Source organism: Paraburkholderia sp. RL17-381-BIF-C (assembly GCF_046026435.1).
GTDB lineage: Bacteria > Pseudomonadota > Gammaproteobacteria > Burkholderiales > Burkholderiaceae > Paraburkholderia.
Genome location: NZ_JARESX010000015.1, coordinates 85,198 through 112,187 on the forward strand (window position 1 = coordinate 85,198; position 26,990 = coordinate 112,187).

General features: G+C 62.8%; 23 protein-coding genes. 15 read left to right on the forward strand and 8 right to left on the reverse strand.

Going from position 1 to position 26,990, the window contains the following annotated elements:
* Positions 1-60 precede the first annotated feature (60 nt).
* The 3 genes from otsA (at position 61) to P0D70_RS12395 (ending at position 4,067) form a co-directional block, all read left to right on the forward strand.
* On the forward strand, positions 61-1,473 hold the full coding sequence (gene otsA, locus P0D70_RS12385; protein WP_408184686.1) for an alpha,alpha-trehalose-phosphate synthase (UDP-forming): 1,413 nt from the start codon (positions 61-63) through the stop codon (positions 1,471-1,473).
* A gap of 115 nt (positions 1,474-1,588) precedes the next feature.
* Positions 1,589-2,770 carry an AAA family ATPase gene (locus P0D70_RS12390; RefSeq protein ID WP_091794313.1) on the forward strand — a complete coding sequence of 394 codons (1,182 nt, stop codon included), beginning with the start codon at positions 1,589-1,591 and terminating at the stop codon, positions 2,768-2,770.
* 229 nt (positions 2,771-2,999) lie between these two features.
* Entirely contained in the window at positions 3,000-4,067 is a 1,068-nt protein-coding gene (locus P0D70_RS12395; protein ID WP_091794311.1) for a glycosyltransferase family 4 protein, read from the forward strand.
* Between the two features lie 305 nt (positions 4,068-4,372).
* Here P0D70_RS12395 and P0D70_RS12400 read toward each other — a convergent pair whose 3' ends face one another.
* From P0D70_RS12400 to P0D70_RS12415, 4 genes are all read right to left on the reverse strand, one after another.
* On the reverse strand, positions 4,373-4,960 hold the full coding sequence (locus P0D70_RS12400; RefSeq protein ID WP_408184687.1) for a BPSL1445 family SYLF domain-containing lipoprotein: 588 nt from the start codon (positions 4,958-4,960) through the stop codon (positions 4,373-4,375).
* 62 nt (positions 4,961-5,022) lie between these two features.
* Complete coding sequence (locus P0D70_RS12405) at positions 5,023-5,343, reverse strand: hypothetical protein (RefSeq protein ID WP_408184688.1); 321 nt, start codon at positions 5,341-5,343, stop codon at positions 5,023-5,025.
* On the reverse strand, positions 5,340-5,789 hold the full coding sequence (locus P0D70_RS12410; RefSeq protein ID WP_408184689.1) for a hypothetical protein: 450 nt from the start codon (positions 5,787-5,789) through the stop codon (positions 5,340-5,342). Before P0D70_RS12410 ends, P0D70_RS12405 begins: the two co-directional genes overlap by 4 nt.
* 251 nt (positions 5,790-6,040) lie before the next feature.
* Entirely contained in the window at positions 6,041-6,337 is a 297-nt protein-coding gene (locus tag P0D70_RS12415) for a PsiF family protein (protein ID WP_408184690.1), read from the reverse strand.
* A gap of 449 nt (positions 6,338-6,786) precedes the next feature.
* Between P0D70_RS12415 and P0D70_RS12420 the strand changes: the two genes are divergently transcribed.
* On the forward strand, positions 6,787-7,083 hold the full coding sequence (locus P0D70_RS12420; protein ID WP_408184691.1) for a YciI-like protein: 297 nt from the start codon (positions 6,787-6,789) through the stop codon (positions 7,081-7,083).
* A 596-nt stretch (positions 7,084-7,679) separates the two neighbouring features.
* Complete coding sequence (locus tag P0D70_RS12425) at positions 7,680-8,915, forward strand: DUF6566 family protein (protein ID WP_408184692.1); 1,236 nt, start codon at positions 7,680-7,682, stop codon at positions 8,913-8,915.
* A 128-nt stretch (positions 8,916-9,043) separates the two neighbouring features.
* On the opposite strand, the gene P0D70_RS12430 is transcribed toward P0D70_RS12425, so the two are convergent.
* Positions 9,044-10,597, reverse strand: a complete 1,554-nt coding sequence (locus P0D70_RS12430; RefSeq protein WP_408184693.1) for a mannose-1-phosphate guanylyltransferase/mannose-6-phosphate isomerase — start codon at positions 10,595-10,597, stop codon at positions 9,044-9,046.
* Positions 10,598-11,229: 632 nt separating this feature from the next.
* On the opposite strand from P0D70_RS12430, the gene P0D70_RS12435 reads away from it, so the two are divergent.
* The 10 genes from P0D70_RS12435 to P0D70_RS12480 all read left to right on the forward strand — a co-directional run bounded on the left by P0D70_RS12435 (position 11,230) and on the right by P0D70_RS12480 (position 24,470).
* On the forward strand, positions 11,230-12,627 hold the full coding sequence (locus P0D70_RS12435; protein ID WP_091794297.1) for an undecaprenyl-phosphate glucose phosphotransferase: 1,398 nt from the start codon (positions 11,230-11,232) through the stop codon (positions 12,625-12,627).
* Between the two features lie 100 nt (positions 12,628-12,727).
* Positions 12,728-14,185, forward strand: coding sequence for a UDP-glucose dehydrogenase family protein (locus tag P0D70_RS12440; protein ID WP_091794294.1), 1,458 nt, complete (start codon positions 12,728-12,730; stop codon positions 14,183-14,185).
* 55 nt (positions 14,186-14,240) lie between these two features.
* Positions 14,241-14,696, forward strand: coding sequence for an arsenate reductase/protein-tyrosine-phosphatase family protein (locus P0D70_RS12445; protein ID WP_091794292.1), 456 nt, complete (start codon positions 14,241-14,243; stop codon positions 14,694-14,696).
* On the forward strand, positions 14,690-15,919 hold the full coding sequence (locus P0D70_RS12450; RefSeq protein ID WP_408184711.1) for a polysaccharide biosynthesis/export family protein: 1,230 nt from the start codon (positions 14,690-14,692) through the stop codon (positions 15,917-15,919). Before P0D70_RS12445 ends, P0D70_RS12450 begins: the two co-directional genes overlap by 7 nt.
* 121 nt (positions 15,920-16,040) lie before the next feature.
* Positions 16,041-18,239, forward strand: a complete 2,199-nt coding sequence (locus P0D70_RS12455) for a polysaccharide biosynthesis tyrosine autokinase (RefSeq protein WP_408184712.1) — start codon at positions 16,041-16,043, stop codon at positions 18,237-18,239.
* A 62-nt stretch (positions 18,240-18,301) separates the two neighbouring features.
* A complete protein-coding gene (locus tag P0D70_RS12460) occupies positions 18,302-19,234 on the forward strand; it encodes a glycosyltransferase family 2 protein (protein ID WP_408184694.1) in 933 nt (310 codons plus the stop codon).
* Positions 19,235-19,334: 100 nt separating this feature from the next.
* Entirely contained in the window at positions 19,335-20,513 is a 1,179-nt protein-coding gene (locus tag P0D70_RS12465; RefSeq protein ID WP_408184695.1) for a glycosyltransferase, read from the forward strand.
* A gap of 3 nt (positions 20,514-20,516) precedes the next feature.
* On the forward strand, positions 20,517-21,998 hold the full coding sequence (locus tag P0D70_RS12470) for a glucose-6-phosphate isomerase (protein ID WP_408184696.1): 1,482 nt from the start codon (positions 20,517-20,519) through the stop codon (positions 21,996-21,998).
* Positions 21,995-23,224 (forward strand): glycosyltransferase family 4 protein, encoded by a 1,230-nt coding sequence (locus P0D70_RS12475; protein WP_408184697.1) that lies wholly within the window; start codon positions 21,995-21,997, stop codon positions 23,222-23,224. The genes P0D70_RS12470 and P0D70_RS12475 overlap by 4 nt, the downstream gene beginning before the upstream one ends.
* A gap of 79 nt (positions 23,225-23,303) precedes the next feature.
* Entirely contained in the window at positions 23,304-24,470 is a 1,167-nt protein-coding gene (locus tag P0D70_RS12480; protein WP_408184698.1) for a glycosyltransferase family 4 protein, read from the forward strand.
* Positions 24,471-24,623: 153 nt separating this feature from the next.
* Here P0D70_RS12480 and P0D70_RS12485 read toward each other — a convergent pair whose 3' ends face one another.
* The 3 genes from P0D70_RS12485 to P0D70_RS12495 are packed head-to-tail and all read right to left on the reverse strand — an operon-like array spanning position 24,624 to position 26,529.
* Positions 24,624-25,316 (reverse strand): hypothetical protein, encoded by a 693-nt coding sequence (locus P0D70_RS12485; RefSeq protein WP_408184699.1) that lies wholly within the window; start codon positions 25,314-25,316, stop codon positions 24,624-24,626.
* A gap of 9 nt (positions 25,317-25,325) precedes the next feature.
* Positions 25,326-26,348, reverse strand: coding sequence for an N-acetylmuramidase domain-containing protein (locus tag P0D70_RS12490; RefSeq protein WP_408184700.1), 1,023 nt, complete (start codon positions 26,346-26,348; stop codon positions 25,326-25,328).
* Entirely contained in the window at positions 26,341-26,529 is a 189-nt protein-coding gene (locus tag P0D70_RS12495; RefSeq protein ID WP_408184701.1) for a hypothetical protein, read from the reverse strand. Before P0D70_RS12495 ends, P0D70_RS12490 begins: the two co-directional genes overlap by 8 nt.
* Positions 26,530-26,990 lie beyond the last annotated feature (461 nt).

The following is a 26,990-nucleotide window of genomic DNA, read 5'->3' on the forward strand; positions in this document are numbered from 1 at the left end:
CGCGAAAGACCCGATGATCGATACGCGAGCGCGCCGCGCGAACCAAGGAGGACATGCAACATGGGCCGACTCATCGTCGTGTCGAATCGCGTCGCAACGCCGACGGAAACCAAAGGATCGGCCGGCGGCCTCGCGGTCGGCGTATTCGGTGCGCTGAAAGATGCCGGAGGCGTGTGGTTCGGCTGGAGCGGCGACGTGGTCAGCGAGACCGTCGCCAACGCGGGTCCGACGCTGGAGCAGGACGGCGCGGTGACCTTCGCGACCGTGGGTCTGACGCGCAAGGATTATGACCAGTACTATCGCGGCTTTTCGAACGCGACGCTGTGGCCGGTGTTCCACTACCGCAACGACCTCGCACGCTACGAGCGCGAGGAGTACGCGGGCTACCGGCGCGTCAATGCGTGGCTCGCGCACAAGCTGATCAAGCTGCTCGAACCCGACGACGTGATCTGGATTCACGACTACCATCTGATCCCGTTCGCCGAGGCGCTACGCAACGAGGGCGTGACGAACCGCATCGGCTTCTTCCTGCATATTCCGTTTCCCGCGCCGCAGATCCTGCTCAACATTCCGCCGCATGAAGAACTGGTGAAGTCGCTGTCGTGCTATGACCTGCTGGGCTTCCAGACCGCCACCGACGAACTCGCGTTCAAGGATTACGTCACGCGCCACGCCCGCGGTACGGTGGGCGCGGACGGCGTGGTCGAAGCATTCGGCCGCAAGCTGCGCACCGGCGTGTACCGGATCGGCGTGTTCCCCGACGAAATCGCCGAGCAGGCGAAGCGCTACGAAAGCCGTCAGCACGTGCTCGACCTCAAGCAGAGCCTGGAAGGCCGCAAGCTGATCATGAGCGTCGACCGGCTGGATTATTCGAAGGGGCTCGTCGAGCGGTTCCGCGCCTTCGAGCATCTGCTGGAGCGCTCGCCGGAATGGCGCGGCAACGTCACGCTGGTGCAGATCGCGCCGCCCACGCGCTCGGACGTCGCCACCTACCAGAAGATTCGCCAGGATCTGGAGTACGAAGCAGGGCGCATCAACGGCCGTTACTCGGGACTCGATTACACGCCCATTCGCTATCTGAACCAGCAGTACGACCGCTGGAAGCTGATGTCGCTATTTCGTGAATCTCAGATCGGTTTTGTGACGCCGCTGCACGACGGCATGAACCTGGTCGCGAAGGAATACGTCGCCGCGCAGAATCCCGACGACCCCGGCGTACTGGTGCTGTCGATTTTCGCGGGCGCGGCGGCGGAGCTAACGGGCGCGCTGCTCGTCAATCCACACGACGCAATCGGCATGTGCGAAGCGTTGCAGCGCGCGTTGCAGATGCCGCTCGACGCGCGTCAGCGGCGCCACGAGATCAACATGGCGGCGCTGCGCAAGAACGATCTGGGTGTCTGGCGCGATACCTTCCTGCGCGATCTGCGCAGCGTGCCGGTGCAGAAGCCGGGCAAGGGCGGCGGGCATAAATGACGGCATGTATCGACCAGTGCGTGGCCCGCTCGTCGAGCGGACGTTTCGCCGCGTGTGGGCGCGTAGCGGCGCCACGGAGCGCGCACGCATGCGCGGCTGAACGTCAGGCGGACGCATGTTGACCACATTGGCTGTCGCGGGTTACCGGTCGCTGCGCGAGTTGATCGTGCCGCTCGGCCGCCTGAACGTGATCACAGGCGCCAACGGCAGCGGCAAGTCGAGCGTGTATCGGTCGCTGCGGTTGCTGGCGGAGACGGCGCGCGGCGGGGTGATTACTTCGCTGGCGCGCGAGGGCGGCCTGCCATCCACGTTGTGGGCTGGTCCTGAGCGCTTTTCGCGGGCGGTGCTGGCGGGCGAGTTTCCGGTCGAGGGCACGCGGCGCAACGAGCCTGTGAGTCTGCGGCTAGGCTTTGCCGGCGACCAGTTCGGCTATGCGATCGATCTCGGTCTGCCGGCGCCAGAGCGGCCGTCACCTCCCATTCCCAGCAAGTTCACGCTTGATCCAGTCATCAAGCGTGAATGCATCTGGAGCGGCCCGGTGCTGCGGCCTTCAGCCTTGCTGGTGGACCGGCACGGCCCGGCGTTGCGCACGCGCGATGAGCGTGGCGACTGGCAAACCATTCCGCAACCCGTCGCCAGCTTCGACAGCATGATGACGGAGTTCTCCGATCCACGCACCGCGCCCGAGATGGTCACGGTGCGCGAGCAGATTCGCTCGTGGCGTTTCTACGACCATTTCCGCACCGACGCCGAAGCGCCCGCGCGTCTGCCGCAGATCGGCACGCACACGCCGGTGCTCGCGAACGACGGCGCGGACCTCGCCGCGGCCTTGCAAACCATCCGCGAGATCGGCGACCCGGCTGCGCTCGACGCCGCCATCGACGACGCTTTTCCGGGCTCGCGCCTCGACGTCGCGACCCAGGACGGCCGCTTCGAAGTGGTGATGCAGCAGCATGGCTTGCTGCGAGCGCTGAAAGGCGCGGAGCTGTCCGACGGCACCTTGCGCTACCTGCTGCTGGTCGCGGCGCTGTTGACGCCGCGTCCGCCCGAACTCCTCGTGCTGAACGAACCCGAAACGAGCCTGCATCCGGATTTGCTGCCGGCGCTCGCCCGCCTGATCGCGCAAGCCGCCGCGCATTCGCAGGTGCTGGTGGTGTCGCACGCGGCGCGGCTGATCGCGTCGCTCGAGCGCGAGGAGGCGAGCCAGTCGATCGTGCTGGAGAAGCACTTCGGCGCGACCCGTATCGCCGACCCGGACGATCGCGATCTGCCGCCGTGGAAATGGCCGGCGAGATAACCGCACAATCGTTTCGGCAGCGGGCCGCATGTAAGCTGGATGTAACAGCGCCGAGAAAATGCAAGATTGGCGGTTTTTTGTTGTCCCGTAGTGAATAATGCATCGATGCCGGTCCTGCATCGCGCCCGAGCGCGACCATTGCATTGATCGGAGGTATCGGCGCTGACATACGCAGCGCCGCTGACGTGCACCGCCCAAGGCGCAAGCCGTCAGCTTACGGAGACACAATATGAAGATTGCGCAGATCGCCCCTCTGACCGAATCGGTGCCGCCGAAGCTTTACGGCGGCACGGAGCGCGTCGTGTCGTACATCACCGAGGCGCTGGTCGAACTCGGCCATGACGTGACGCTGTTCGCAAGCGGCGATTCCGTGACCAGCGCGAAGCTCGAAGCCGTCTGGCCGCGCGCGCTGCGGCTCGACCCGGGCATTCGCGATCGCGTCGCGCCCCATATGCTGTTGATGGAACTGGTGCGCCGCCAGGCCGAAGACTTCGACGTTCTGCATTTTCACCTCGACTATTACTCGTTCTCGGTTTTCAAGCGTCAGGAAACGCCGTTCGTGACGACCATGCACGGCCGGCTCGACTTGCCGGAGCAACAGCCGGTATTCGACACCTTCAACACGGCGCCCGTGATCTCGATTTCGAACGCGCAGCGCCATCCGCTGCCGCAGGCCAAGTGGCTGACCACCGTGTATCACGGCTTGCCTGAGCAGCTCTATACGCCGCAGCCGGTCGAGCAGAAGTACCTGGCGTTTCTCGGCCGGATTTCGCCGGAAAAGCGGGTCGACACGGCGATCCGGATTGCCGGCCGCTGCGGTATGCCGATTCGCATTGCGGCGAAGGTGGACGCGGCCGACCGCGAATATTTCGAACGCGACATCCGTCCGTTGCTGGATTTGCCCTATGTGGAGTTCATCGGCGAGATTGCGGATCATCAGAAGGCCGAGTTCCTGTCCGGTGCGCACGCGTTGCTGTTTCCGATCGACTGGCCCGAGCCGTTCGGTCTCGTGATGATCGAAGCAATGGCATGCGGCACGCCGGTGATCGCGTTCAACCGCGGCTCGGTGCCGGAAGTGCTGGAAGACGGCGTGACGGGCTATATCGTGGAGGACGAGATCGGCGCCGTGGCGGCGGTCAATCGTCTGCACAAGATGCCGCGTGCGGGTGTGCGGCAGCGCTTCGAGGAGCGCTTCACGTCGCACCGCATGGCTCAACAGTATGTGAACGCGTATCAGTCGGTGATTCGCGCGCAGAAGCGTTCGCGCTTCAAGGTGATCGATACGTCGGGAAGCTGATCCGAAGGGATTCAGCCAACGCGGCGGGATAAAAAGAGCGGCGATGCGTGGTGCGCATCGCCGCTCTTTATTGCCGCATCACGCGGAACAGCGAGGCGCTGCGGACGGTCGGGACTTCTGCGTCAGGCCATGCGGTACGCCTGCGCTGAACCTCGGCCCACAAAAGCTCACCGGCGCGGCGCGTGCCGCGTTGTTTGCAATGCACAGGCGGTCCGCGTGGGATTGCGTCTGATCCGGCCACCGCTGCTCACGGAACCCGGCGGATCAGACGCACACCCCGCAGACCGGCAATCGGACCGCGCGCGTTAGATCTTCAGACGCGAGACCTTGGTGCCTTGCAGTGATACATCGGCCATCAGGCCGGCATTGGTGAGCACGAACACCTCGACCGGCGCCGTTGCCGTGTTGGTGTCGATCGCGCCGTTTGCGCCCATCTTCACCAACGCGACCGAGGCGTCGCCGCCCGCCGACCAGCCGTCGGCATTGCGGAATTTATCCAGTGCATCCTGCGTCATGAACAGGAAGATGATCGCCTTGGATTGCGCACCTGCCTGAAAGCCGAACGAACCGGAAATCGTGCTGTAGTAGCCGACCGTGCCGCCGCCGACCCGCAGCGAGCCTTCGCCGTACTGACCGCCGACGATAAAGCCCACCTGAAGCACCGACGGGAAAACGAGAACGCCGCGCGCCTTCGAGACCAGTTCGCGCGAGCCTTGCACGGTCGTGAAGAGCCGCGACATGGTGCCTTCGACGCTAGCGTCGATCGACTGGCGTTTGGATGCGTCGGTGGCGGGTGTGTCAGGGTTGCCTTTGTTCGTCGTACAACCAGCGAGTGCAAGGCCTCCGAAAGCGAGCGCAGCGGTAGTCTTCAACATGAAGTTTCGTCTTTGCATCGTTTTTCTCCGTCATGGTTCCGGGGCGCAACCTCATTTGATATTGCCGGGTTGCCTTTGAGTTATATCACACGCAAGCACAAATGGCGCGCTTCCTTGGCAGGCCAAGAGCCTTGTGTGACGGGGGTTTCGGGCAAATCGTAAGACGTCGTGCTGTAATTTTGACTGCTGCGCAAGCCTGCGGCGTAGCCGCGCGCGCCGCGCGTTGGAATGGTTCCGGGGAAATCGTGCCTGATTTGATTGGGCTCAATGGAAGGGTACGCGTGAGCGCATCGACGGATCATTTTTACCGATTTTTCGCCGGGCGTATAAGCGTTGCAATCCAACTGAAAGTGTTGCTTCGACGCCGCAGATCTGATGCCGGATCGGATGAGCACTTTCATCCGTGATTCGCCGGACTTTTGACCGCAGGCGGACGCCGCAATACGCGACGCACCATGCCGATCAACATGCCGAGCAGGAACAGCGTCACGGCCGGCACGATCCAGTAGCCGACGAATGCATGCCAGAGGTAAGCCAGCAGCGTAGCGCGGCGCACGCTGTATTCATTGCGGGCGTCCTGTTGACGCGCCGCGTTCGCGGCCAGCACCTCGCTTGGGCAGCCTGCGGCTTGCGCCTCATCGGGCTTGCCGCGGCAGCGCGCAGGGGCGCCGGCGGCGCGTTGTGCGTCGGTGAAATTCCAGCTGGTGAGCGCGCGGTCGAGGTCGACGGCGTTGTACGCCATTTCCTCGCGAATCTCGCTCACCGCCACGATCGCCACGGGCACCGCCCAGAATATGATGACGACCAGCCACCGCCTCAGCCAGCGGTTTTTATGCTTCGATACCATCCTTGCCTCCGATGGATGCTCTGCAGCACCAACGACAAGATGGCGGCCCGTCTAATGTTGTATATGGGGGTGGGCCGTCTCCGCAGCCATCATAGAAGAAAAATGGCGCGTTCGGGCGGGTGGACAGTGAAGGGCGGGGCGGGAGGCAGGCAAACAGCGCGCCGGATACGGCGTCGCTGTGTTCGAACGGAAAGCGCTCGTGCGCCGCGCTCGTCGCGTGGCGCCGATTCGCTATGTTTGACTTGCTGTGATCACTTGGACGGCGCGGACGACAGGCAGCTCTTCATGAACGCCTTGCGGTCATCACCCTTCTTGTCGGTGGCTTGCGTGTTGCACGCCTTCATCTTGTCCTGCTGGCTCATCGGCGCGGCGGCGGCCGGCTTGGCGGACAGGCAGGTCTTCATGAATGCCTTGCGGTCGTCGCCCTTCTTGTCGCCGGCCTGCTTGTTACAGTCGGCCATTTTCGTTTGCTGGCTGTTCTCCGCGAACACCGGCGAAACGAGGACAGCGCCCAGCACCAGCGTAGCGATAGCGGATTGGATTTTCATGTGACACTCCATCGGTGGTGAAAACGTTTTTGGTCGTTCATGCGCGCGGGCGTCAACGGTATCCAGGACCCTCGGCACGTCCATTATGGCAAATGCTGTCTGCCAGAACGGCCAAAACAGCAATCCGGTTGACACGCGCTCACGCTGGTTTTCCCCTACGTAGCAGGGATTCGCGCCGGATTGGAGAATGAAAGGGCAATGGCGGCCATGTCGAATTATGTTATGCATTCCAGATTAATTGCATAAGGCGAATTCAAACGAATCAGCACGGCATCATTCGACAGAATGAATCTGGAAATTCAAACATGCTTTGTGCATTGCTGCAGGTGCAATTGAATAGTAAATCGGCATGAAATTCTGTATCCCGATATATGGGTAATATTGACCGCGATGCATGCCGCGGTTGCGTCGCTGGTCCACTTCCCCGCACCGTCCCAAGGAGGCTCTCCATGCACTATCTGTTGATATATGACCTGGTGTCCGACTACCTGGAACGGCGTGCCGTATACCGCGATGAGCATCTGAAGCTCGCGTGGGCCGCCGCGGAGCGCGGCGAGCTGTTGCTGGGCGGGGCGTTGACCGAGCCCACCGACACCGCTGTTCTGCTCTTTCAGAGCGACTCTCCCGCAGTCGCCGAAGCCTTTGCCCAAGCCGATCCCTATGTGCTCTCCGGTCTCGTGACGCGCTGGCGCGTGCGTGAATGGACGACGGTGGTCGGCGAGGGCGCGGCAAAGCCGGTACGTTGAAACCCAATCGAGCGGGTCGTATCGCAGACGCGCTGAGCCGCGCAGTCAGTCGGCGGGTGGCGCGCTGCGTTCGCCGCGTCGCACAGGCCGATGTCCACGCGCTCACGTACCGCGCATAGTCTTTCCGGGCGCGGCTTCCCCACGCCTGTTCCTCACAAAGCCGCAAGCGAAATGCATCGAAATATCGAGTCGAGGAGATCGCCGATTCATTAAAGCCTATTCACGCGTGATGCCTAAATGTTGTGCGCTGCAATAGCGTCGTTTTGTGCCCGGAAGCGACAGGAGTTCTGTGACGGTAATGCGAGAAAAGACGCAGCAAAAAGGACAAGATTGTTTCTATCCGTAACACTTGTCTCACTCATATTCACGGAAACCCTGGGGATGGTATGCTTCGTGCACAAATTCTCCCATGCACGAGTGAGACCACGTTTTGTGCTTCGCAATAGGGATAAGCCGCACTAAGAAAGGGCGGGTTTGACCAGCTGACAGAACGTACAAAACATATTTGTGCAACCGCGGGCTGCACACGAATCGTGAAAGTTGAATTCGTGGCGTCCCAAAGCCGCGGCCCGGCCAGGCTGCGTGGAGAAAACCCAATGTTTTTCGATGAGCTAAGCAATGACGAATGGGCGCTGCTGGCAGCGCTTGTCTCAGACGAGCCGGCCGTCCGTTTAAACCGGCGTGGCCGGCCTCGCGCCGAACCGCGCATCGTGGCGAACGCCGTCCTGTGGATTCTCACAACCGGTGAACCCTGGTCGAAACTGCCCGGCCGTTACCCGTCGGGTCCCACTTGCCGGCGCCGCTTTGAAGAGTGGCAATTGAACGGCACGCTGCTGGAGATGGTTCGGCTGTTGTCGCAAACCGGTCGCACTTTTGCGTACGTCCCTCAACCGGCGCCGCCCGTCGCGGCCAAACCCGCCGCACCGGTAGCGGAAAGCCCCCGCACGCGCGACGAGAATCTGCGTGGCGTGTCGTGGAGAAGTCCCGAGTCGTGGCAGGCGCCCGGTATGTCGAGCAGCCTCGCCAACTGGCGTTCGGCCGATCCGATTGCCGACATGACGCGGCAGTTGTCCGGGGTTGCTAATGGAACTTCAAACGGAGTTTCAGGCGCGGTTTCAAGCGGACTTTCAAGCGGTGCGGCGAACGGCATGACGAACGTCTCGCCAGTGTCGCGCGCACCGGCGTCGCACGGTGCAGCGCCTGCGCGGTATGTCGCGCGCGCAGAACTGCCTCGCGCGGACGAAGCGGGCGCGGTGAATGCGGCCATGCACGGTTTGAACTCCGCCATCGCGTCGGCGCGCGGCACGCCCGCGCCCGATGATCGGCGCAGTCCGCTGTCGATGAGTCTCGCGCCTCGCGGCACGGAAATCGCCGACCGCGGCTATGTGATCTATGTCTCGGCTGAGCGGGTGCCGAACGCCATGTATCGCGCATGGGCGGAAATCATGAAGGACGGCAAACGCGTCGAGCGTTCCGGCCTCGTCGGCCCGCGTTTTGAGGATGCGCAAGCGGCAGAGCACTACGCGCTGGACTGGGCGCGCCAGTGGATCGACCGTGAATGCCTCACGCTGGCAGCGGCAGCTGAATCAGCAGCATCGGCGCATGCGTCAGCGAACCCGGCGCACGCCGCGGCTCGTCCGTTGCCAGCCCTGCGCCATGTGCCGGAGCCGGTCGCGGTCAATCACGGCGCGCCTTTGCATGGACCGCTGAACGCGTTCCGTGGCCCCTTGCGCCGTTATCCCGGCGAACCGGCGGCTGTCAACGCAGCAACCGAGAGCAGTGCATCAGACCGTTTTCCGTCGTACACAGAACTCATCTCCCACGCGGGATGAGCGCGGCGGCTAGCACGGCATTTCCCCGCGGCCGGTAGGAGCAACCGCCGCAGGTTCCCGCTTCATTCGTTGTGATTCAATGGTGATGTCAGCAGGACGCCATTCCTGACGCCCTGGATTGACGTGCGTTACTGGCGTCCGTAGGTGTCGTCGAAGCGCACGATATCGTCTTCGCCGAGATATGAACCGGACTGGACCTCGATCATTTCGAGCGGCATCTTGCCGGGGTTTTCCAGCCGGTGGGTGACGCCCAGTGGAATATAGGCCGATTCGTTTTCGGAGACGATAAAGCGCTCTTCACCGCGCGTGACGAGCGCCGTGCCGCGCACGACGATCCAATGTTCGGCGCGGTGATGATGCATCTGCAGCGAGAGCCGCGCGCCCGGCTTCACCACGATCCGTTTGACCTGGAAGCGCTCGCCGGTGTCGACCGAATCGTAGTTGCCCCACGGGCGGTGCACCTTGCGATGATTGGCCGCCTCCAGTCCGCCGTCGTTGCGAATCCGTCCCACGATCTTCTTGACGTCCTGCACGCGCGACTTGTCGGCTACCAGAATGGCGTCGGCCGTTTCAACCACCACGAGATCCTGCGTGCCCACGCAGGCAATCAGGCGTCCTTCCGAATGCGCGAAGGTCGAGGCGGCGCCTTCGAACATCACACGTCCACGCCCTACGTTCTGATCGGCGTCCTTGTCCGAGATGTCCCAGATCGCGTCCCACGAACCCACGTCGGACCAGCCCGCCTGCAAAGGCACGACGATGCCCGAGGCCGCGCTCTGATCGTTGCCGAGCTGTTCCATCACCGCGTAGTCGATCGAATTCGACGGTGACGCGCTGAACGCGTCGCGTTGCAGACGGAAGAAGTCGCCGTCCGCCTTGCCGCCCGCGAAGGCCGCGTCGCAGGCTTCATAAATGGCCGGCTGGAAATGGCGGATCGCCTTCAGCCAGGTGGACGCACGCATGATGAAGATGCCGCTATTCCACCAGTACTCCTGCGATTCGATATAACGCTGCGCCAACTCCAGATGCGGCTTCTCGACGAAGCGATCGAGCTTGTGTGCGCCGATCTTACCGATGGTTTCGACACCCGCGTCCTGTGCATCATTAGTCGTGCCAAGCGCCGCGCCGATACGAATGTAGCCATAGCCCGTTTCCGCGCGCGTCGGCACGATACCCATCGTGACGATATGACCAGCTGCCGCGTGCTGCACGCCGGTCGCCACTGCCGCATGAAATCCGTCAATATCCGTGACAGCGTGATCGGCGGGCATGACCACCATGATGCCGTCTTCGTCCTGCGCGGCGACGGAGAGGGCGGCCACCGTGAGCGCCGGCGCCGTGTCGCGTCCGGCGGGCTCGAGAATCAGTCGGGTCGGCTTGCCGCTCGTGCGCAGTTGCTCGGCGGTCGTGAAGCGCTGGTCTTCATTAGCCACCACGACGAGTTGCTCGGTAAGCGGATAGCCGGCTTCAAGTCCGTCGAGACGGCGCGTGGTGGATTGCAGCAGCGAATCTTCGCCGAGCAGGCCGATGAGCTGCTTCGGGTGCTGTTCGCGCGACATCGGCCACAACCGCGTGCCGGAGCCGCCTGCCAGAATCACGGGATGAACCTTGAGCTTGACGTTCAGGGACTTGACTTGCGTAGACCGGGTGTCGGCGGGCGTGGCCGTAACCGGAGCTGTCATGATGGACTCCTCGAGGCTGGGTGAATGCGTCGAGTTTTATCACGAACTCAGGAATCAATAAAAGCGCGTTAAATAGAAACTATATAAAGCGCCCAATAAATTTATCCATTTCGTGAAAAAAAATGTCCGGATAATTTTTTAAAAAGAAAAATTACCCGAAAAAAATCCCGCACCATTTTTTTATCGTCATTCATGCCGCAGAATGACGACAGAAGGCGCTGCGTAAGCTTCGTAGGAAAACGCTCAGAAAGCGCGAAATTGGCTCGTATGAACGCTTGCCGGGCATCAGTCAAACACCAAATCCGGTAAGAATTGCCGAACAAAATTGAGAAAAAATGCTGGAATTTTGACCGATACAATTTGAGATATTTGCGGTCTTGCGGCGGGAATTTTAATATCGCTTTATCTATACCTGTACAAGGGTATTCACTCATTCCGACACGCGTTTCCCAATCCGGCCGTGTAGACGGTTTTTCGAACGGGAAACAGAAGGGCAATTAGCACGGCTTCAAATAGTTTCGCGTCGCGCATGAATTTGCATGACGCGCATACCGGCGTTGTGCGTCCCGTCGCCGGACCGGATTTCAATCAACCAACGGATGGCACTTGACTGACGAACTGAGGGGCAGCGCATGCTGAGCGTTCTATCGAGAATCATCGACATCGCCATGGTCGCGCTCGGCGCCGCCATCGCGGCGGCCGTGCACAGCGGGAAAGTGGTGTGGCTGGACGATATGCAAAGCGTCTCGCTCGCGTTCGACTGTCTGCTGGTGGTGGTGTTTTTCCCCGCGCTCGGGATCTATCAGTCATGGCGCGGCAAGCCGCTGTATGACATGCTGAGCCGCGTCGCGGGCGGCTGGCTGCTGGTGGAAATCACCGGCGTGCTGATCAGCTTCAGCCTGCACCGCTCGGACAGCCTGTCGCGGCTGTGGCTCGTTTATTGGGCCGTGGCGACCATCGTGCTCCTGATCGTCACCAAGGTGATCGTCTATTCGATTCTGCGCGGACTGCGCCGCGAGGGCTTCAATCAGCGCGCGGTGGCGATTGTCGGTGGCGCGCCGTATGGGCGCTTTCTGATCCAGCAGATGCGCAGCCGTCCGGAGGCTGGGTTCAGCCCGGTCGTGGTGTTCGACGAGGACGGCACGATCAATCCGTATGAGGACCCGGATGCGGGCGAGGCGATCGAAGGCGTGCCGGTCGAGCGCGACTATCAACGCATGCTGCACCTCGTGCGCCAGCGCGCGATCCGCGAACTGTGGCTCGCGCTGCCGATCTCGAAGGAGAAAGCGATCCATCGCTTCGTGATGGACCTGCGCAACGACTTCGTGAATATCCGCTTCATTCCGGACGTGCGCAGCCTCACGCTCTTCAATCAGCCGATGGTCGATCTACTCGGCGTGCCGGCGATCAACCTGGCCGCCTCGCCGATCACCGATCTGCGCGTGCTGCCCAAGCGCGTGTTCGACCGTCTGTTCGCGCTCGCCGCGTTGACCGCGCTCGCGCCGGTCATGCTGGTGATCGCCGCCGCGGTGAAGCTGAACTCGCCCGGTCCCGTGTTCTTCCGGCAGAAGCGCAAAGGCATCGACGGCAATCAGTTCGAGATCTACAAGTTCCGCTCGATGCGCGTGCACAAGGAAGAGGTTGGCAAGATCACCCAGGCTACGCGGCGCGATCCGCGCATCACCGCGGTCGGCGCGTTCTTGCGGCGCACGAGCCTCGACGAGCTGCCGCAGTTCATCAACGTGCTGCGCGGCGAGATGTCGGTGGTCGGCCCGCGTCCGCATGCGCTCGAACACGACGACATCTACAAGGATCTGGTGAAGGGCTACATGCACCGCTACCGGATCAAGCCGGGCATTACCGGTTGGGCACAGATCAACGGCTATCGCGGCGAAACCGATCGCATCGAAAAGATGATGGGCCGCGTCAAGCTCGATCTGTACTACATGCAGCACTGGACCTTCTGGCTCGACATCAAGATCGTCGTGCTGACGCTGTGGAAGGGCTTCGTGGGCAGCAACGCATATTGACCCGCTGATTACCCGCTCATTGCACGCTTATTGAGCCTTAGCCGCGCAATGCATCGCGCGAGCGCATTCCTGAATCAACTCCATTTTCGAGGTGTAATACATGAACCTGACGATCATCGGTAGTGGCTACGTGGGCCTCGTGACGGGCGCGTGTCTGGCCGACATCGGCCACGATGTGTTCTGTCTCGACGTCGATCAGCGCAAGATCGACGTGCTCAACAACGGCGGTGTGCCGATCCATGAACCGGGTCTGCAGGAGATCATCGCGCGCAATCGCAAGGCCGGCCGTCTGAAGTTCTCGACCGACGTCGAAGCGGCCGTCGCGCACGGCGATATCCAGTTCATCGCGGTCGGCACGCCCTCCGACGAGGACGGTTCCGCCGACCTGCAATACGTGCTGGCCGCCGCGCGCAATATTGGCCGATATATGACGGGCTTCAAGGTGATCGTCGACAAATCGACGGTGCCGGTCGGCACCGCCTCGCGCGTGCGTGAGGTGATCGCCGCCGAGCTGGCCGAACGCAATGCCGCGCACATGTTCTCGGTGGTGTCGAATCCCGAGTTCCTGAAAGAGGGCGCGGCGGTGGAAGACTTCACGCGGCCCGATCGCATCGTGCTCGGTTGCGACGAAGACGTGCCCGGCGAGAAAGCGCGCGAACTGATGAAGCGCCTCTACGCGCCGTTCAACCGCAATCGTGAACGCACGCTGTACATGGACGTGCGCTCGGCCGAATTCACCAAATACGCGGCCAACGCCATGCTGGCCACGCGTATTTCGTACATGAACGAGCTCGCGAATCTGGCCGACCGCGTCGGCGCGGATATCGAGGCGGTGCGCCGCGGCATCGGTTCCGATCCGCGCATCGGTTACGACTTCCTGTATGCCGGTTGCGGCTACGGCGGTTCGTGCTTTCCGAAAGACGTGCAGGCGCTGATCCGCACGGCCGCGGACCACAAGGCGAATTTGCGCATTCTCGAAGCGGTCGAAGCGGTCAACGACACGCAGAAGAAAGTGCTCGCGCACAAGATCGTCTCGCGTCTGGGCGAAGACCTGTCGGACCGCACCTTCGGCGTATGGGGCCTAGCCTTCAAGCCGAATACCGACGACATGCGCGAAGCGCCGAGCCGTCCGCTGATCGCCGAACTGCTGCGCCGCGGCGCTCGCGTGAAGGCGTATGACCCGGTCGCGATCGACGAATCGAAGCGTGTGTTCGCGCTCGATCTGAAGGACGTGCCGCAGCAGCACGCGCGCCTCGAATTCGTGAAGGAAGAGATGGATGCGGCCGTTGGCGCCGACGCGCTGGTGATCCTCACCGAGTGGAAGGTGTTCAAGAGCCCGGACTTCGATTCGCTCAAACGGATTCTCAAGACGCCGCTGATTTTCGACGGCCGCAACCTGTACGAACCGGACGCGCTGCTCGAACTCGGCATCGAGTATCAGGCGATCGGCCGTCAGCACGCGCTGCGCAACGCACCGGCGAAGGTCGGCGCAAACGGCTTGCCGCTCGCGCGCTCGGAAGCGGCGGAAACGCCGGATACGGCCGAAGCCGGCCGCTGATCCGGTTCAGACGCACGGATACGCCGTCACCACGCGCCTCATCACGGAGCCTGCCATGTTTGCCAACGTTCTGATCGTTTGCCACGCCAACGTGTGCCGTTCGCCTGCCGCGGAAATGCTGTTCAAGGCCCGGCAACGCGCGGCGTCGCGTTCGCATTCGGCGCCGATCGCGTTTCATTCGGCCGGCCTGCGCGCGGTGAACGGCCACGGCATGGACCCTGTGATGCGGCGCCTGCTCGACGAGCAGGGCGTCGCCTCGGGCATCCACTACTCACGGCGTCTGAACCGGCAACTCGTGCGCAACGCCGATCTGGTGCTGGTCACCGAGCGCGCGCAGGTGAGCGACGTCGAAGCGCTCGATCCGGCCTCGCGCGGCAAGGTCTATCCGCTCGGCAAGTGGGAAGCGGATTCCGACGTCGCCGATCCGCATGGCGGTGCGGAAACCGCTTATAGGGAGAGTCTCGTGCTCATCGAACATCTGGTCATGGGATGGCTGAAAAAAATATGCTGATGAAAAAACTCGCTGCACACTCGTTCGCGAACGGCAAGTACACGAATTTCAAGTCGAACCTTGCCGCCACGCTTTTGCTGACGTCCTTTCTGTCGGCCTGCGCCACGGCACCTGGCAATTACCTCGACACCTCCCGTCTGAAAGACGATGGCCAGCACGACAGTCAACCCGCCGAGACCTATCCGGTCCATGTGATCGACGCCGCCGTCGTGACCGCGCAGGCGCAAGCCGCCGCCGCGAAGACGCAGGTGCTGCCGCCCTCGACGCTGAGCGACCCGTCGCAGTACGTGTACCGCCTGTCGCCGCAGGACATTCTCGGCATCACCGTGTGGGACCACCCTGAACTGACCACGCCACAGGGCAGCACGCTGTCGGCGGGCGGCAACACCACGCAGTCGGTCGGCGGCGCCTTGCAGCAGCCGTATACGGCCGCGCTGCCGGGCCAGGCCGACCCGTACGGCCAGACCATCGCCGCCGACGGCACGATCTTCTTCCCGTTCGTCGGCCGCATCCGGGCCGCCGGCAAAACCGTCGGCGAGGTGCGCGATCAGTTGAGCGCCGGCCTCGTGCGCTATATCCGCAATCCGCAAGTCGACGTGCGCGTGCTGTCGTACCGCGGCCAGAAGGTGCAGGTGACCGGCGAAGTGAAGACGCCGGGCCCGCTTGCCATGAGCGACGTGCCGCTCACGCTGGTCGACGCGATCACCCGTTCGGGCGGCACGAATGCGGACGCCGACATTCAGCGCGTACGTCTCACGCGCAACAACAAACTCTATGTGCTCGACGCCGACCGCATGCTCGATCGCGGCGACACCACGCAGAACGTGATGCTGCAAAACGGCGACGTGATCAACGTGCCGGACCGCACCGACAGCCGCGTGTTCGTGATGGGTGAGGTGAAGACGCCGATCCAGTTGCCGATCATCAAAGGTCGCATGACGATCGCCGATGCGCTCACGCAAGGCGGCGGCATTCTCGACACGGACGCCAATCCGCGCCAGATCTTCGTGATGCGCGGCATGAAAGACCATCCGACCACGCCGGATGTCTACCGCCTCGACATGACGCAACCGGACGCCATCATGCTGTCCTCGCAGTTCCAGTTGCACCCGCTGGATGTCGTGTACGTGGGCACCGCTGCGTCGACCACCTTCAACCGTGTGTTGCAGCAGGTGTTGCCGAGTGTGCAGACGTTGTTCTACCTGAAACAGCTGACGCGCTAATCGTCTGAGCCGTCGTCAGGCCCGCGCCGCGCCGTCCTTCAGGGACGCGGCGCGGGACCGAAGCAAATGCCGATGTAACCGATACGGGAAGCGAACTGTGAGCAACCAAATCTCTCCACACATGGCCGGTCCGATCAAGACCGAAGAAGAGGACGTCGTCCTCGGACAACTGGTCCAGGTGATCCTCGACGACATCTGGTGGCTCATCGCCATTGCCGCCGTGATCGTCGCGATCGCGGGCGCGTACTGTTTCCTCGCCAAGCCGATCTATTCCGCCGATGCGCACGTGCGAGTCGAGCAGTCCGACAACACGTCGCAGGCGCTCACGCAGACGCAGACAGGTGCCGCGATCACCACCGGCTCGACCTCGCTGCCCACCGACGCGGAAATCGAAATCATCAAGAGCCGCGGCGTGGTCGGCCCGGTCGTGCAGCAACTGAAGCTGAACTTCAGCGTCACGCCGAAAACGCTGCCGCTCCTCGGCAGCATCGCCGCGCGCATGGCGACGCCGGGTCAGCCGGCGCGTCCGTGGCTGGGTCTGTCGTCGTACGCATGGGGCGGTGAAGAGGCCGACGTCGATTCGATCGACGTGGTGCCCGCGCTGGAAGGCCAGAAGCTCACCATGAAGGTGATCGACGACCAGCACTACGAACTGTATGCGGCAAACGGCGCGCTGTTGCTGCGCGGCCTCGTCGGCCAGCAGGAGCAGGGCGGCGGCGTGACCATGATGGTCAACAAACTGGTGGCGCGCCCGGGCGAGGAATTCACGGTGATGCGCGCCAACGACCTCGACGCGATCTCCGCGTTCCAGTCGGCCATCACGGTGCAGGAGCAGGGTAAGCAAACCGGCGTGATCCAGATCTCGCTGGAAGACAAGAGCCCCGAACATGCAGCGCTGGTGGCCAATGCGCTGGCCGAGTCGTATGTGCGCCAGCACGTGCTGAACAAGCAGGCCGACGCGAGCAAGATGCTCGACTTCCTGAAGAGTGAAGAGCCGCGCCTGAAGTCCGATCTCGAACGCGCCGAGGCCGCCTTGACCGCGTATCAACGTCAGTCCGGCTCGATCAACGCGAGCGACGAGGCCAAGGTCTATCTCGAAGGCAGCGTGCAGTACGAGCAGCAGATCGCCGGCTTGCGCCTGCAGATGGCGCAGCTCACCGAGCGTTACGGGGACGATCACCCGATGCTCGTCGCCGCGCGTGCGCAGATGGCCGAATTGCAGGCGCAACGCACCAAATACGCCGACCGCTTCCGCGATCTGCCGGCCACCGAAGTGAAGGCCGTGCAGTTGCAGCGCGACGCGAAGGTGGCCGAAGACATCTACGTGCTGCTGCTCAACCGCGTGCAGGAACTGTCGGTGCAGAAGGCCGGCACCGGCGGCAACGTGCATATCGTCGACGTCGCGCTGCGTCCGGGCGTGCCGGTCAAGCCGAAGAAGGCGCTGATCCTGTCGGCGGCGGTGATTCTCGGGCTGATCGCGGGCACGGGTTTCGTGTTCCTGCGCCGCAATATGTTCAAGGGCATCGACGACCCGGATCACATCGAGCGCGCATTCCATCTGCCGGTGTTCGGCCTCGTGCCGCAGAGCGCCGAACAGGCCGTGCTCGAGACCAGCTTCCAGCGCGGCGGCGAACGCCTGCGCTCCGTGCTCGCGAATGCGCGGCCCAAGGACGTCACGGTGGAAAGCCTGCGCAGCCTGCGCACCTCCATGCAGTTCACCATGATGGACGCGAAGAACCGCATCGTCATGCTGACGGGTCCGATGGCCGGAGTCGGCAAGAGCTTCCTGACGGTCAACCTCGCCGTGCTGCTCGCGAATTCGGGCAAGCGCGTGCTGATGATCGATGGCGACATGCGCCGCGGCGTGCTGGAACGCTATCTGGGCGGCGTGCCGGATAACGGCCTGTCCGAATTGCTGAGCGGCCAGATCTCGCTGGAAGAAGCGATCCGCAGCTCGAACGTCGACGGCCTGAGCTTCATCTCGTGCGGCCGCCGTCCGCCCAATCCGTCGGAACTGCTGATGTCGCCGCGCCTGCCGCAATACCTCGACGGTCTCGCCAAACGCTACGACGTGATCATGATCGACACGCCGCCGGTGCTGGCCGTGACTGATGCGTCGATTATCGGCGCGTATGCCGGTTCGACCTTCTTCGTGATGCGCTCGGGCGTACACAGCGAAGGCGAGATCGCGGACGCGTTGAAGCGTCTGCGCGCGGCCGGCGTGCACGTGCAGGGCGGCATTTTCAACGGCATGCCGGCCCGCTCGCGCGGCGGCTACGACCGGGGCTACGCGGCGGCTCAGGAATACCTGAGCACTTGAGCCGGATGCGTTTCGGGATGCAACTCGAACCTCGCGCAACGACGTTAATAAAGGACATCACGATGAAAGTGACGGTACTGGTTCCGACTTATCGACGCCCGGCCGATCTGGCGCGCTGCCTCGCCGCGCTGCAACGGCAGTCGCGTCTGCCGGACGAAGTAGTGGTGGTGGCGCGCTCCGACGACGAAGCGACCCACGCCTGCCTGCGCGACCCGGCCGTGCCGGGCGCGTTGCCGCTCTCGGTGGCGCTGGTCGAGGTGCCCGGCCAGGTCGCGGCGCTGAATCGCGGGCTGGACGCGGCCAAAGGCGACGTGATCGCGATCACCGACGACGACGCCGCGCCGCACGCCGACTGGGTCGAACGCATTGCGGCCGCGTTCGCGAGCGATGCGCGCCTCGGCGCACTCGGCGGGCGCGACTGGGTGCACGAGAAAGGCCGCGTGCTCGACGGCGAGCGGCCGCTGGTGGGCAAGGTCACGGCGCACGGCAAGATTATCGGCAATCATCATCTCGGCGTGGGCGGTGCGCGCGAAGTGGACATTCTGAAGGGCGCGAACATGAGCTACCGCCGCGAGGCGGTGCGCACCATCCGCTTCGACGCGCGCCTGCGCGGCGCGGGCGCACAGGTTCACAACGACATGGCGTTCAGCCTGGCAGTGAGGAACGCCGGCTGGAAGCTGATGTACGACCCGCGCGTGGCGGTCGATCACTTTCCCGCCGAGCGTTTCGACGACGACCGGCGCGACGCGCAAACCATGGCGGCCTTGCGCAACGCCGCGTTCAACTTCCATCTGATCCTGCGCGACCAGTTGCCGCCGCTGCACCGCGAGACCGCGTGGTGGTGGTGGACGCTGGTCGGCACGCGAGTTTATCCAGGGCTCACGCACGCGGCGCTCGCGCTGCTCTCGAAGCAGGCGGGCCTGAAGCTCACGCGCTGGCGAGCCGTGCGCACCGGCGCGCACGAAGCGCGCCGCGCCCTGTCCCGCGCCGCGTGAGCACGACACCGCGCCGCACGTCCCGCACGTTCGCGCATCGGCGCACGGCCCGCATCAGGGCCGCCGATGCCCCTTTCCACCGGCAGAGCGGAGTGTCTGCATGAGTACGAAAGTTCACGTTCATCTGTTTTACGGCGCCGACCCGCGCTTTTATCGACAGGGCGACGACATTGGTTGTCTGTACGGCTATCACCACGCGGAATCCGACGCGTTCAAACTCACCTATTCGCAGGACGCCCGCGAAGGCAAACCGGTGCGCCTGTTGCGCCGTGCGCTGAAGGCGGCGCTCGGCTTCGACTTCATTCATACGTGGCGTAACCGCGCCGAGATGCTGCGCTCGGACGTGATCTGGACGCACACCGAACAGGAATGGCTCTCGGCGGCGCTCATGCTGCTGCTGAGCGGCCGCAAGGCCGGCGCCGATCACGGCCCCTTGCTGCTCGCGCAAAGCGTGTGGCTGCTCGATAAATGGCCTTCTTACGGCATGCTGCGCAGTTGGCTGTATCGCAAGCTGATGACGCGCGCCGATCAGCTCACCACGCTCGCGAGCGAAAACGCCGGGCTGTGCCAGCGTTACTTCGATCGCGACGCCAAGGCGTTGCTGTACGGTCTGAATACGCGCGATTTCCCGGTCAAGACGCCCACCGAATGGACGCCGCACACGCCGATCCGCATCGCCGCCATCGGCAACGACCGTGACCGCGATTGGGAAACGCTCATCAAGGCATTCGGCAACGACGCGCGCTACACGGTGAAGCTCGCGACGCGGCGGCGCATTCCCGCTTCGCTGCGAGCGCCCAACGTCGAGATCGCGCTGTTCTCCGGCATCAAGAAACAACACGAACTGTACGACTGGGCCGATGTGATCGTCGTGCCGCTGCGGCCGAATTCGCACGCCTCCGGCATCACCGTCATGCTCGAAGCCGCCGCGGTCGGCAAGCCGATGGTGGTCACGAATGTCGGCGCGTTGCAGGATTATTTTCCGGCCGGCGAGGCGTCTTATATCCCGCCGTTCAACCCGCAGGCGTTGCGCGAGGCCGTGGACCAGCTCGCCGCCGAGCCCATGCACGCATTGCGCCAGGCGCAGGCGGCCGCGGCCGGCCTGCTCGCACGCGATCTGACCACGCAGCACTACGCCATGCAGCATGTGCGGATCACGCAGGAGATGCTGCGCTCGCGCGCCGCGACACGCGCGCGCTCGGCGGCCGGCATGACGACGGCGGCTGCGGGTGTGTCCGAGTCCGAGCGGCCGGCGCGCCAGTCGCGCGGGGGTCTCTGAACGATGTCGACGATTGCGCGAAGCGCCGCAGGCGCGAACGGCACGGGAAGGGCCAAGTCCCGCGCCCGCAAGGAATGGCTGCCGGAGGCTTTGCTGTGGTTCGTCACGACGCTGCTGATCGGCGCGCATCAGGGCACGGTGCTCACGCTCGCGTTTCCGGTGCTCGCGATCCTGACTGGCCTGTGGCTCTACTTCAAGAGCCCGGCGCGCTATATCGGCTTCATGTGGTGGCTGTGGTTCCTGAGTCCGGAGGTGCGGCGTCTGGCCGACTGGTCCAAGGGATCGTTCACACCGACCAGCCTGATTCAGGTCGCACCGCTCGCGGTGACGATGATCAGCGCGCTGTCGCTGCTGCGCTACTACAAGCTGCTCGCGCAACGGCGCGGCCTGCCGGTGCTGCTGGTCCTGCTCGGGCTCATCTATGCGTTCCTCGTGGGCGTGATGTCGAGCGGGCCGCTCGCGGCAACCTACGACCTCGCCAACTGGCTCTATCCGATCCTGATCGGCTTTCACATCATGGCGAACACGCGCCAGTATCCGCAGTACCGCGACACCATCGTCAACACGTTCATCTGGGGCATGCTGGTGATGGGCGGCTACGGCCTCGTGCAGTTCTTCATCATGCCGCAGTGGGACGCGCTGTGGATGCTCGGCTCGCAGATGAACTCGCAAGGCGATCCGGTGCCGATGGGCGTGCGCGTGTTCAGCACGATGAATTCGTCGGGACCGTTCGCGTTCGCGATGATGGGCGCGATGGTCTTCGTGATGGCGGCCACGCACCGGGTGCGCTGGGTTGCCGCGGTGCTGGGCTTTTTCTCGTTCGCGCTGAGCCTCGTGCGCTCGACGTGGGGCGGGTGGGTCATCGCGTTGCTGATCCAGCTCGTCAAGTCGAACAACAAGGTGCGCGTGCGTATCGTGGCCAGCGCGGTGTTGCTGGCGGGGCTATGCGTGCCGCTGCTGGCGGTCGGCCCGGTGGCCGAGCGGATGCAGGCGCGCCTGACCACCATCGTCAACCTGAACGACGACCAGAGCTACGCCGCGCGTAACGAGTTCTACGCGACCTTCGCCAAAACGGCCTTTACCGATGTATCGGGCGAAGGCATGGGCGCCACCGGCACCTCCACCAAGCTCTCGAACGACGGCGGTCAGCTCGGCCAGTACGGCAACTTCGACAGCGGCGTGATGAACATTCCGTTCGTGCTCGGCTGGCCCGGCACGCTGCTCTACATGTCCGGAATTATCTGGCTGGTGACGCGCGCGGTGCTCGCGTCGTTCAAGCTGCGCAACGATAAATTCGTGTCTGCCTGCATGAGCCTGAGTCTCGCCACCTTCGCGATGCTGGTGTTCACCAATTCGCTGGTCGGCACCGGCGGCCTGCTGCTTTTCATGGGTGTTTTCTCGATTCTTTCCGCGGTGCATTACGAAAAAATCAACCGCGCCAATGCGTCATACCGCACGCTATCTATCCACGGAGGCACTGATTGAGAGTCGCCATTGTCACGCACGTTGTGCGCCATAACGACGGCCAGGGGCGCGTCAACCACGAGATCGCCCGCGCGGCGCTCGACGAGAACATCGGCGTCACGCTGGTCGCCTCGCACGTCGCGCCGGATCTGCTCGCGCATCCGAACGTCCGCTGGGTGCCGGTAAAAATCGGCCGCTGGTGGCCGACCAATCTGCTGCGCCAGCAGGTGTTCGCATTCAAGAGCGCGATGTGGCTGCGCGCGCATCGCCGCGAGTACGACGTGCTGCACGTGAACGGCTTCATTACGTGGATGCCCGCCGACGTCAACACCTCGCACTTCGTGCATAGCGGCTGGTTCGGCAGCAAGTACTACCCATTCGGGCTCACCAAGGGCGTGTGGTCCGCGTATCAGTCGGTCTATACGCGCTGCAATGCGCTGCTGGAGCGCTGGGCTTACCGGCGCTCGAAGGTCATCACCGCAGTGTCGCAAAAGGTCGCCGATGAGATCCGCGCGATCGGCCTCACGCCCGGCAACCGTGTCGATGTGATCTACAACGGCGTCGATACGCAAGGCTTTGCCGCGGCCTCCGGCGACCGCGAGAAATTCGGTTTGCCGAAGGACGCGTTCCTGCTGTTGTTCGTCGGCGACCTGCGCACGCCGCGCAAGAATCTCGGCACCGTACTCGCCGCGCTCAAGTTTTTGCCCGAGCACGTGCAGATCGCGGTGGCCGGCTTCCTGCCGGGCAGTCCTTACCCGGAAGAGGCGAAGGCGCTCGGCATCGCGCATCGCGTGCATTTTCTCGGTCTCGTGAAAGAGATGCCGGTGCTGATGCATTCGGTCGACGCCTTCGTGTTCCCGTCGCGCTATGAGGCGATGAGCCTGTCGCTGCTCGAAGCGATGGCGGCGGGCTTGCCCGTGGTCACGGCGCGCACGGCAGGCGGCGCTGAAATCATCACGCCGGAATGCGGCATCGTGCTCGACGATCCGGACGATCCCAAGGCGCTGGCCCACGCGGTCGCACGCCTCGCCGAGAACCACATGGCGCGCCGTGCGATGGGCGTGGCCGCCAACGAACTCGCAACCGGCTTCGGCTGGGCGCGCATGGCCGCGCAATACATCGCGCTGTATCGCCAGTTGGCGGGGCAGCAGAAGGATCGCCGGCGCAGCGAGGTGGAAGCGGCGGCGGTCGCCAAGACCGACGCGCTGACGCTGAACACGCTGGCCGGCCAGAAGAGCGCGGAATGACGCGGCGGGTTCGTATCGACCCGCCGGCGGTTTCATCGCTTAACCATCACAACTCTCAAAACGCACAGGGGTCACAACCATGACGACGAGCTCTATCAAATCGCTGCAGATCGGGATGCATTGGTTCCCCGAGCGCGCGGGCGGCCTCGACCGCATGTACTACTCGCTGGTCGGCGCGCTGCCGGGCGCGGGCGTCGCGGTGCGCGGCGTGGTGGCCGGCTCGCCGAAGGTAGCCGCCGACACCGGTGGCGCGATCAACGGCTTCGGCTCCGCCGCGCAATCGCTGCCGTTGCGGCTGATGGCCGCGCGCCGCGCGCTGCGCCAGGAACTCAGCACGTCGCGCCCGGACGTGATTTCGTCGCACTTTGCGCTCTACACGTTTCCGGGCCTCGACGTGACGCGCGGCATTCCGCAGGTCTCGCATTTTCAGGGGCCATGGGCCGACGAGAGTCACGTGGAAGGCGCCGATTCGCTTGGCCAGCGCGCCAAGCGCTATCTGGAGCAATCGGTCTATGCGCGCTCGTCGCGGCTGATCGTGTTGTCCGAGGCGTTCGGCAAGATTCTGACCTCGCGCTATCGCATCGCGCCGGACCGCGTGCGCGTCGTGCCCGGTTGCGTGGATGTCGAGCAGTTCAATCTGCCGATATCTCCGGCCGAGGCGCGCCTCAAACTGCAATTGCCGCAAGATCGGCCGATCGTGCTGGCAGTGCGGCGTCTGGTGCGCCGCATGGGCCTCGAAGATCTGATCGATGCGATCAAGCTGCTCAAGCGCAGTGCGCCGGACGTGCTGCTGCTGATCGCGGGCAAGGGGCGGCTCGAGGGCGAACTGCAGGCGCGCATCAATGAAGCGGGTCTGGAAGATAACGTCAAGCTGCTGGGTTTCGTGCCCGATCAGCATCTGGCGGCGCTCTATCGCGCGGCGAATATCAGTGTCGTGCCGACCGTCGCGCTGGAAGGGTTCGGCCTGATCACGGTCGAATCGCTGGCCTCGGGCACGCCGGTGCTGGTCACGCCGGTGGGCGGCTTGCCGGAAGCGGTGGCGGGTTTGTCGCCGGATCTGGTGCTGCCGCAGACGGGTGCGAAGGCGATCGCGGACGGACTGGCGGGCGCGCTCAACGGTACGCTGAAATTGCCGGATGCCCAGGCATGCCGCCGTTATGCGCGCGAGAACTTCGATAACGCGGTGATCGCGAAACGGGTGGCCTCCGTGTATAGCGAGGCGATTGCGGCGGGCGGGGTGCACTGAATCAAGCCTGCGGCGCGGTGAAATGAAAAAGACGCGGGGCGTTGATCAGTGCGATCAGGCGCCGCGTCTCTTCTTGCAAGAGCGCATTCTTAGCGAACGCGGAACTCGGTTTTTGGCATCACATCCGGCATGGAGGAACTTGCGGCGTTGTAACTAATGCGCAAGGGGCGGAAGGGGGTTTTTTAGATCGGCCGACCGTATCCATCCGGTAATAACGGGATCGCGGGTCGACGAAACCAGGTTGGGGTTCGCAAACCGGACATGGGCAAAGTCGCCGCGCTTCGAAATTATCAGCGCAATATCTCCCCTCAGCAAAAATCTTTTCTCTATTTCTGCGCCAGGCTGGCGATAGAAAAAAGTCTTCCGGTTCGCAATTCCAATCCCAACGACCTCGATCTTTTTCTCGACGGTGAAACGCGTCGCAGCGGGATCGTCGGGAGACTTTCCAAAATCTGCTCCGATCCCATTGCAGGCGCCTTGAGGCTTTTCTGTTCTAATAACCCATTTTTCTGAGCTAACAAATAAATCTCCTGATACGTCAAACAGTTTATCCCTGTCCGTGTAGGCAAAAGATGCCTGGTGAAGGTTTGGGCTATATGTTTCGATTCTTATTTGGGCGGGGGATCTATTATCGATATTTTTAAGCTGGTTGACTCCTGAAAACATGAATAGACAGGAAAACCTTTCGTCTTTGGAGTAATAGTATCCGTAGACATTGTCTCCAGCGCGAATTGCCACAAAAAAAGGGTTGTCGAAAATCAATGCCTCTGCGGAGCTGGCGGCATTGCAAGTAAGTGCAGCCAACGTCATCAGGCACAGGCGCCCCCATTTACTTATATTTATCATAGTTTCTCTTCAGATTCCATTCTCTGCGGGCTCGCCCATGCTGTAGCCTCCTGATTTGGGCCACGACAAATCAGGCACCTTCGGGAACGGATTCCTCTGTTTTTGCCAAACCCCATTGGCTCTTTTGTTGACAGGCAATGATGCTCTAAAAAAATAATGGCGTTCGAAGCCGATCTTTGGCAACCCATTGTCACAGAATCCCAATCCCGAGGATTCGGTCTCGGCTACAGCCTTAACAGCAGCGACTTCGCAATTTATTCTCCGCGAAATCTCGGCGTACTTCGCATCGGAAATATCCAGACTCTTTGGGAAATTCAACCGGGATGCAAGTAGATTTATCGCGATGGTTCGCGGCTTGCCTGTATCGACTACGCGGTAATGATGCTCAATCGTGATTGTGGTTTTTGATTTGCCGGTGGCGGGATCGTTTTGCGTTTCATTCCTTTTCGCCGGAAAGTCCTTTTTTACCTTGCCCTGCTCGGTGACCTTTCGAGCGGAGCCGATGTAAGGGCCAAACTCATTAATCAGCCTATCCATCGTCATGATTTCGCCGTCTTTCATGACGGGAATGGTCACGTCCTGCTCGAATGTATTCTGCGGCGTAATCTGCGTCACACCCTCAAGATGATATTCGGGACTGTTGATCACATAGGCATTCACGTCCTTTGCTGGCGTTACCGTTGCCTTCCATACATATTGTCCATGGCGGTTCCTGACCAGGACATCAAGCGGCTGGCCGCGCGCGGCGCTCTGGATCGTTATGGCGTACCCGTCTTTGTCTGTCACGGCGTCAGTACTGTTGTTCGCCCTTGCCTCTAGTGCTGGCGGTTCTGACTCGGGCCGCGGGGCCGTCTCAGAGCCGGTCACCCAAATCGGAGCTGGCGCCGCGCCAGTCCCGGCTGCAACGCGCACAGCGAGCCGCTCGATAGGGTGATTCAGTGCATCGCGGAAAACGATAGTCACTTCAACAAACGGATCAGGCGGCGCTTTTGGGCGCGTCGAGGCATGCCCATTCTGATGCGGTTTATTCAAGGAATTCCTCCAGCGTGTTTAACGTTATCGCCCGATAGCTGCCCTTTGCCCCCGCGGCCCAATTCGATGCGGTCAAAACCCGCTCGACAACGAAACGATTTTCCACACCGATCTCGTAGTTGACCTTTGTGGGCGTGGGCGTGGGCGCGTGGGCGGCTGCCGTAGCGCCTTCCTTCAACATTCCCCGCTGCCTGCAATCAGCCGTCTGACAGGTAGATGCGATCAAGCTGACTCTCCCGCCATTGAACCCACACAATGAAATACGGCAGCCGTAATGGTGTGGGCGGTCATGGGCCGCGGTTGGGGACTAGCCAGGGAGAGGTGCACGCCAGGCGGGAACGGAGCGAACGGTTGACGGGACCGCCTGAGCGCGACACCCGATTTGACCGCATGGCGAGAGTTTCAGGTATCGGACCGTTCCGGTTCTGCTGTCAGATCATTACGACAGGCTGTTGGATTGCGCGAGCGCATCGACGGTGCGGGCTCCCTCGTCCTGAGTTGGGCGCCTTCGCGCGTAGGCGTGCGCAAGCTGACTGATCGTCAGGCCGCGATACGGGCGCCATGCAGTAACGGCACGCAGATTTCGGTGAGCTGGGGCATGTATAGATTCATGGCGAAGGACGGCCACGAATGCGGGGTCGA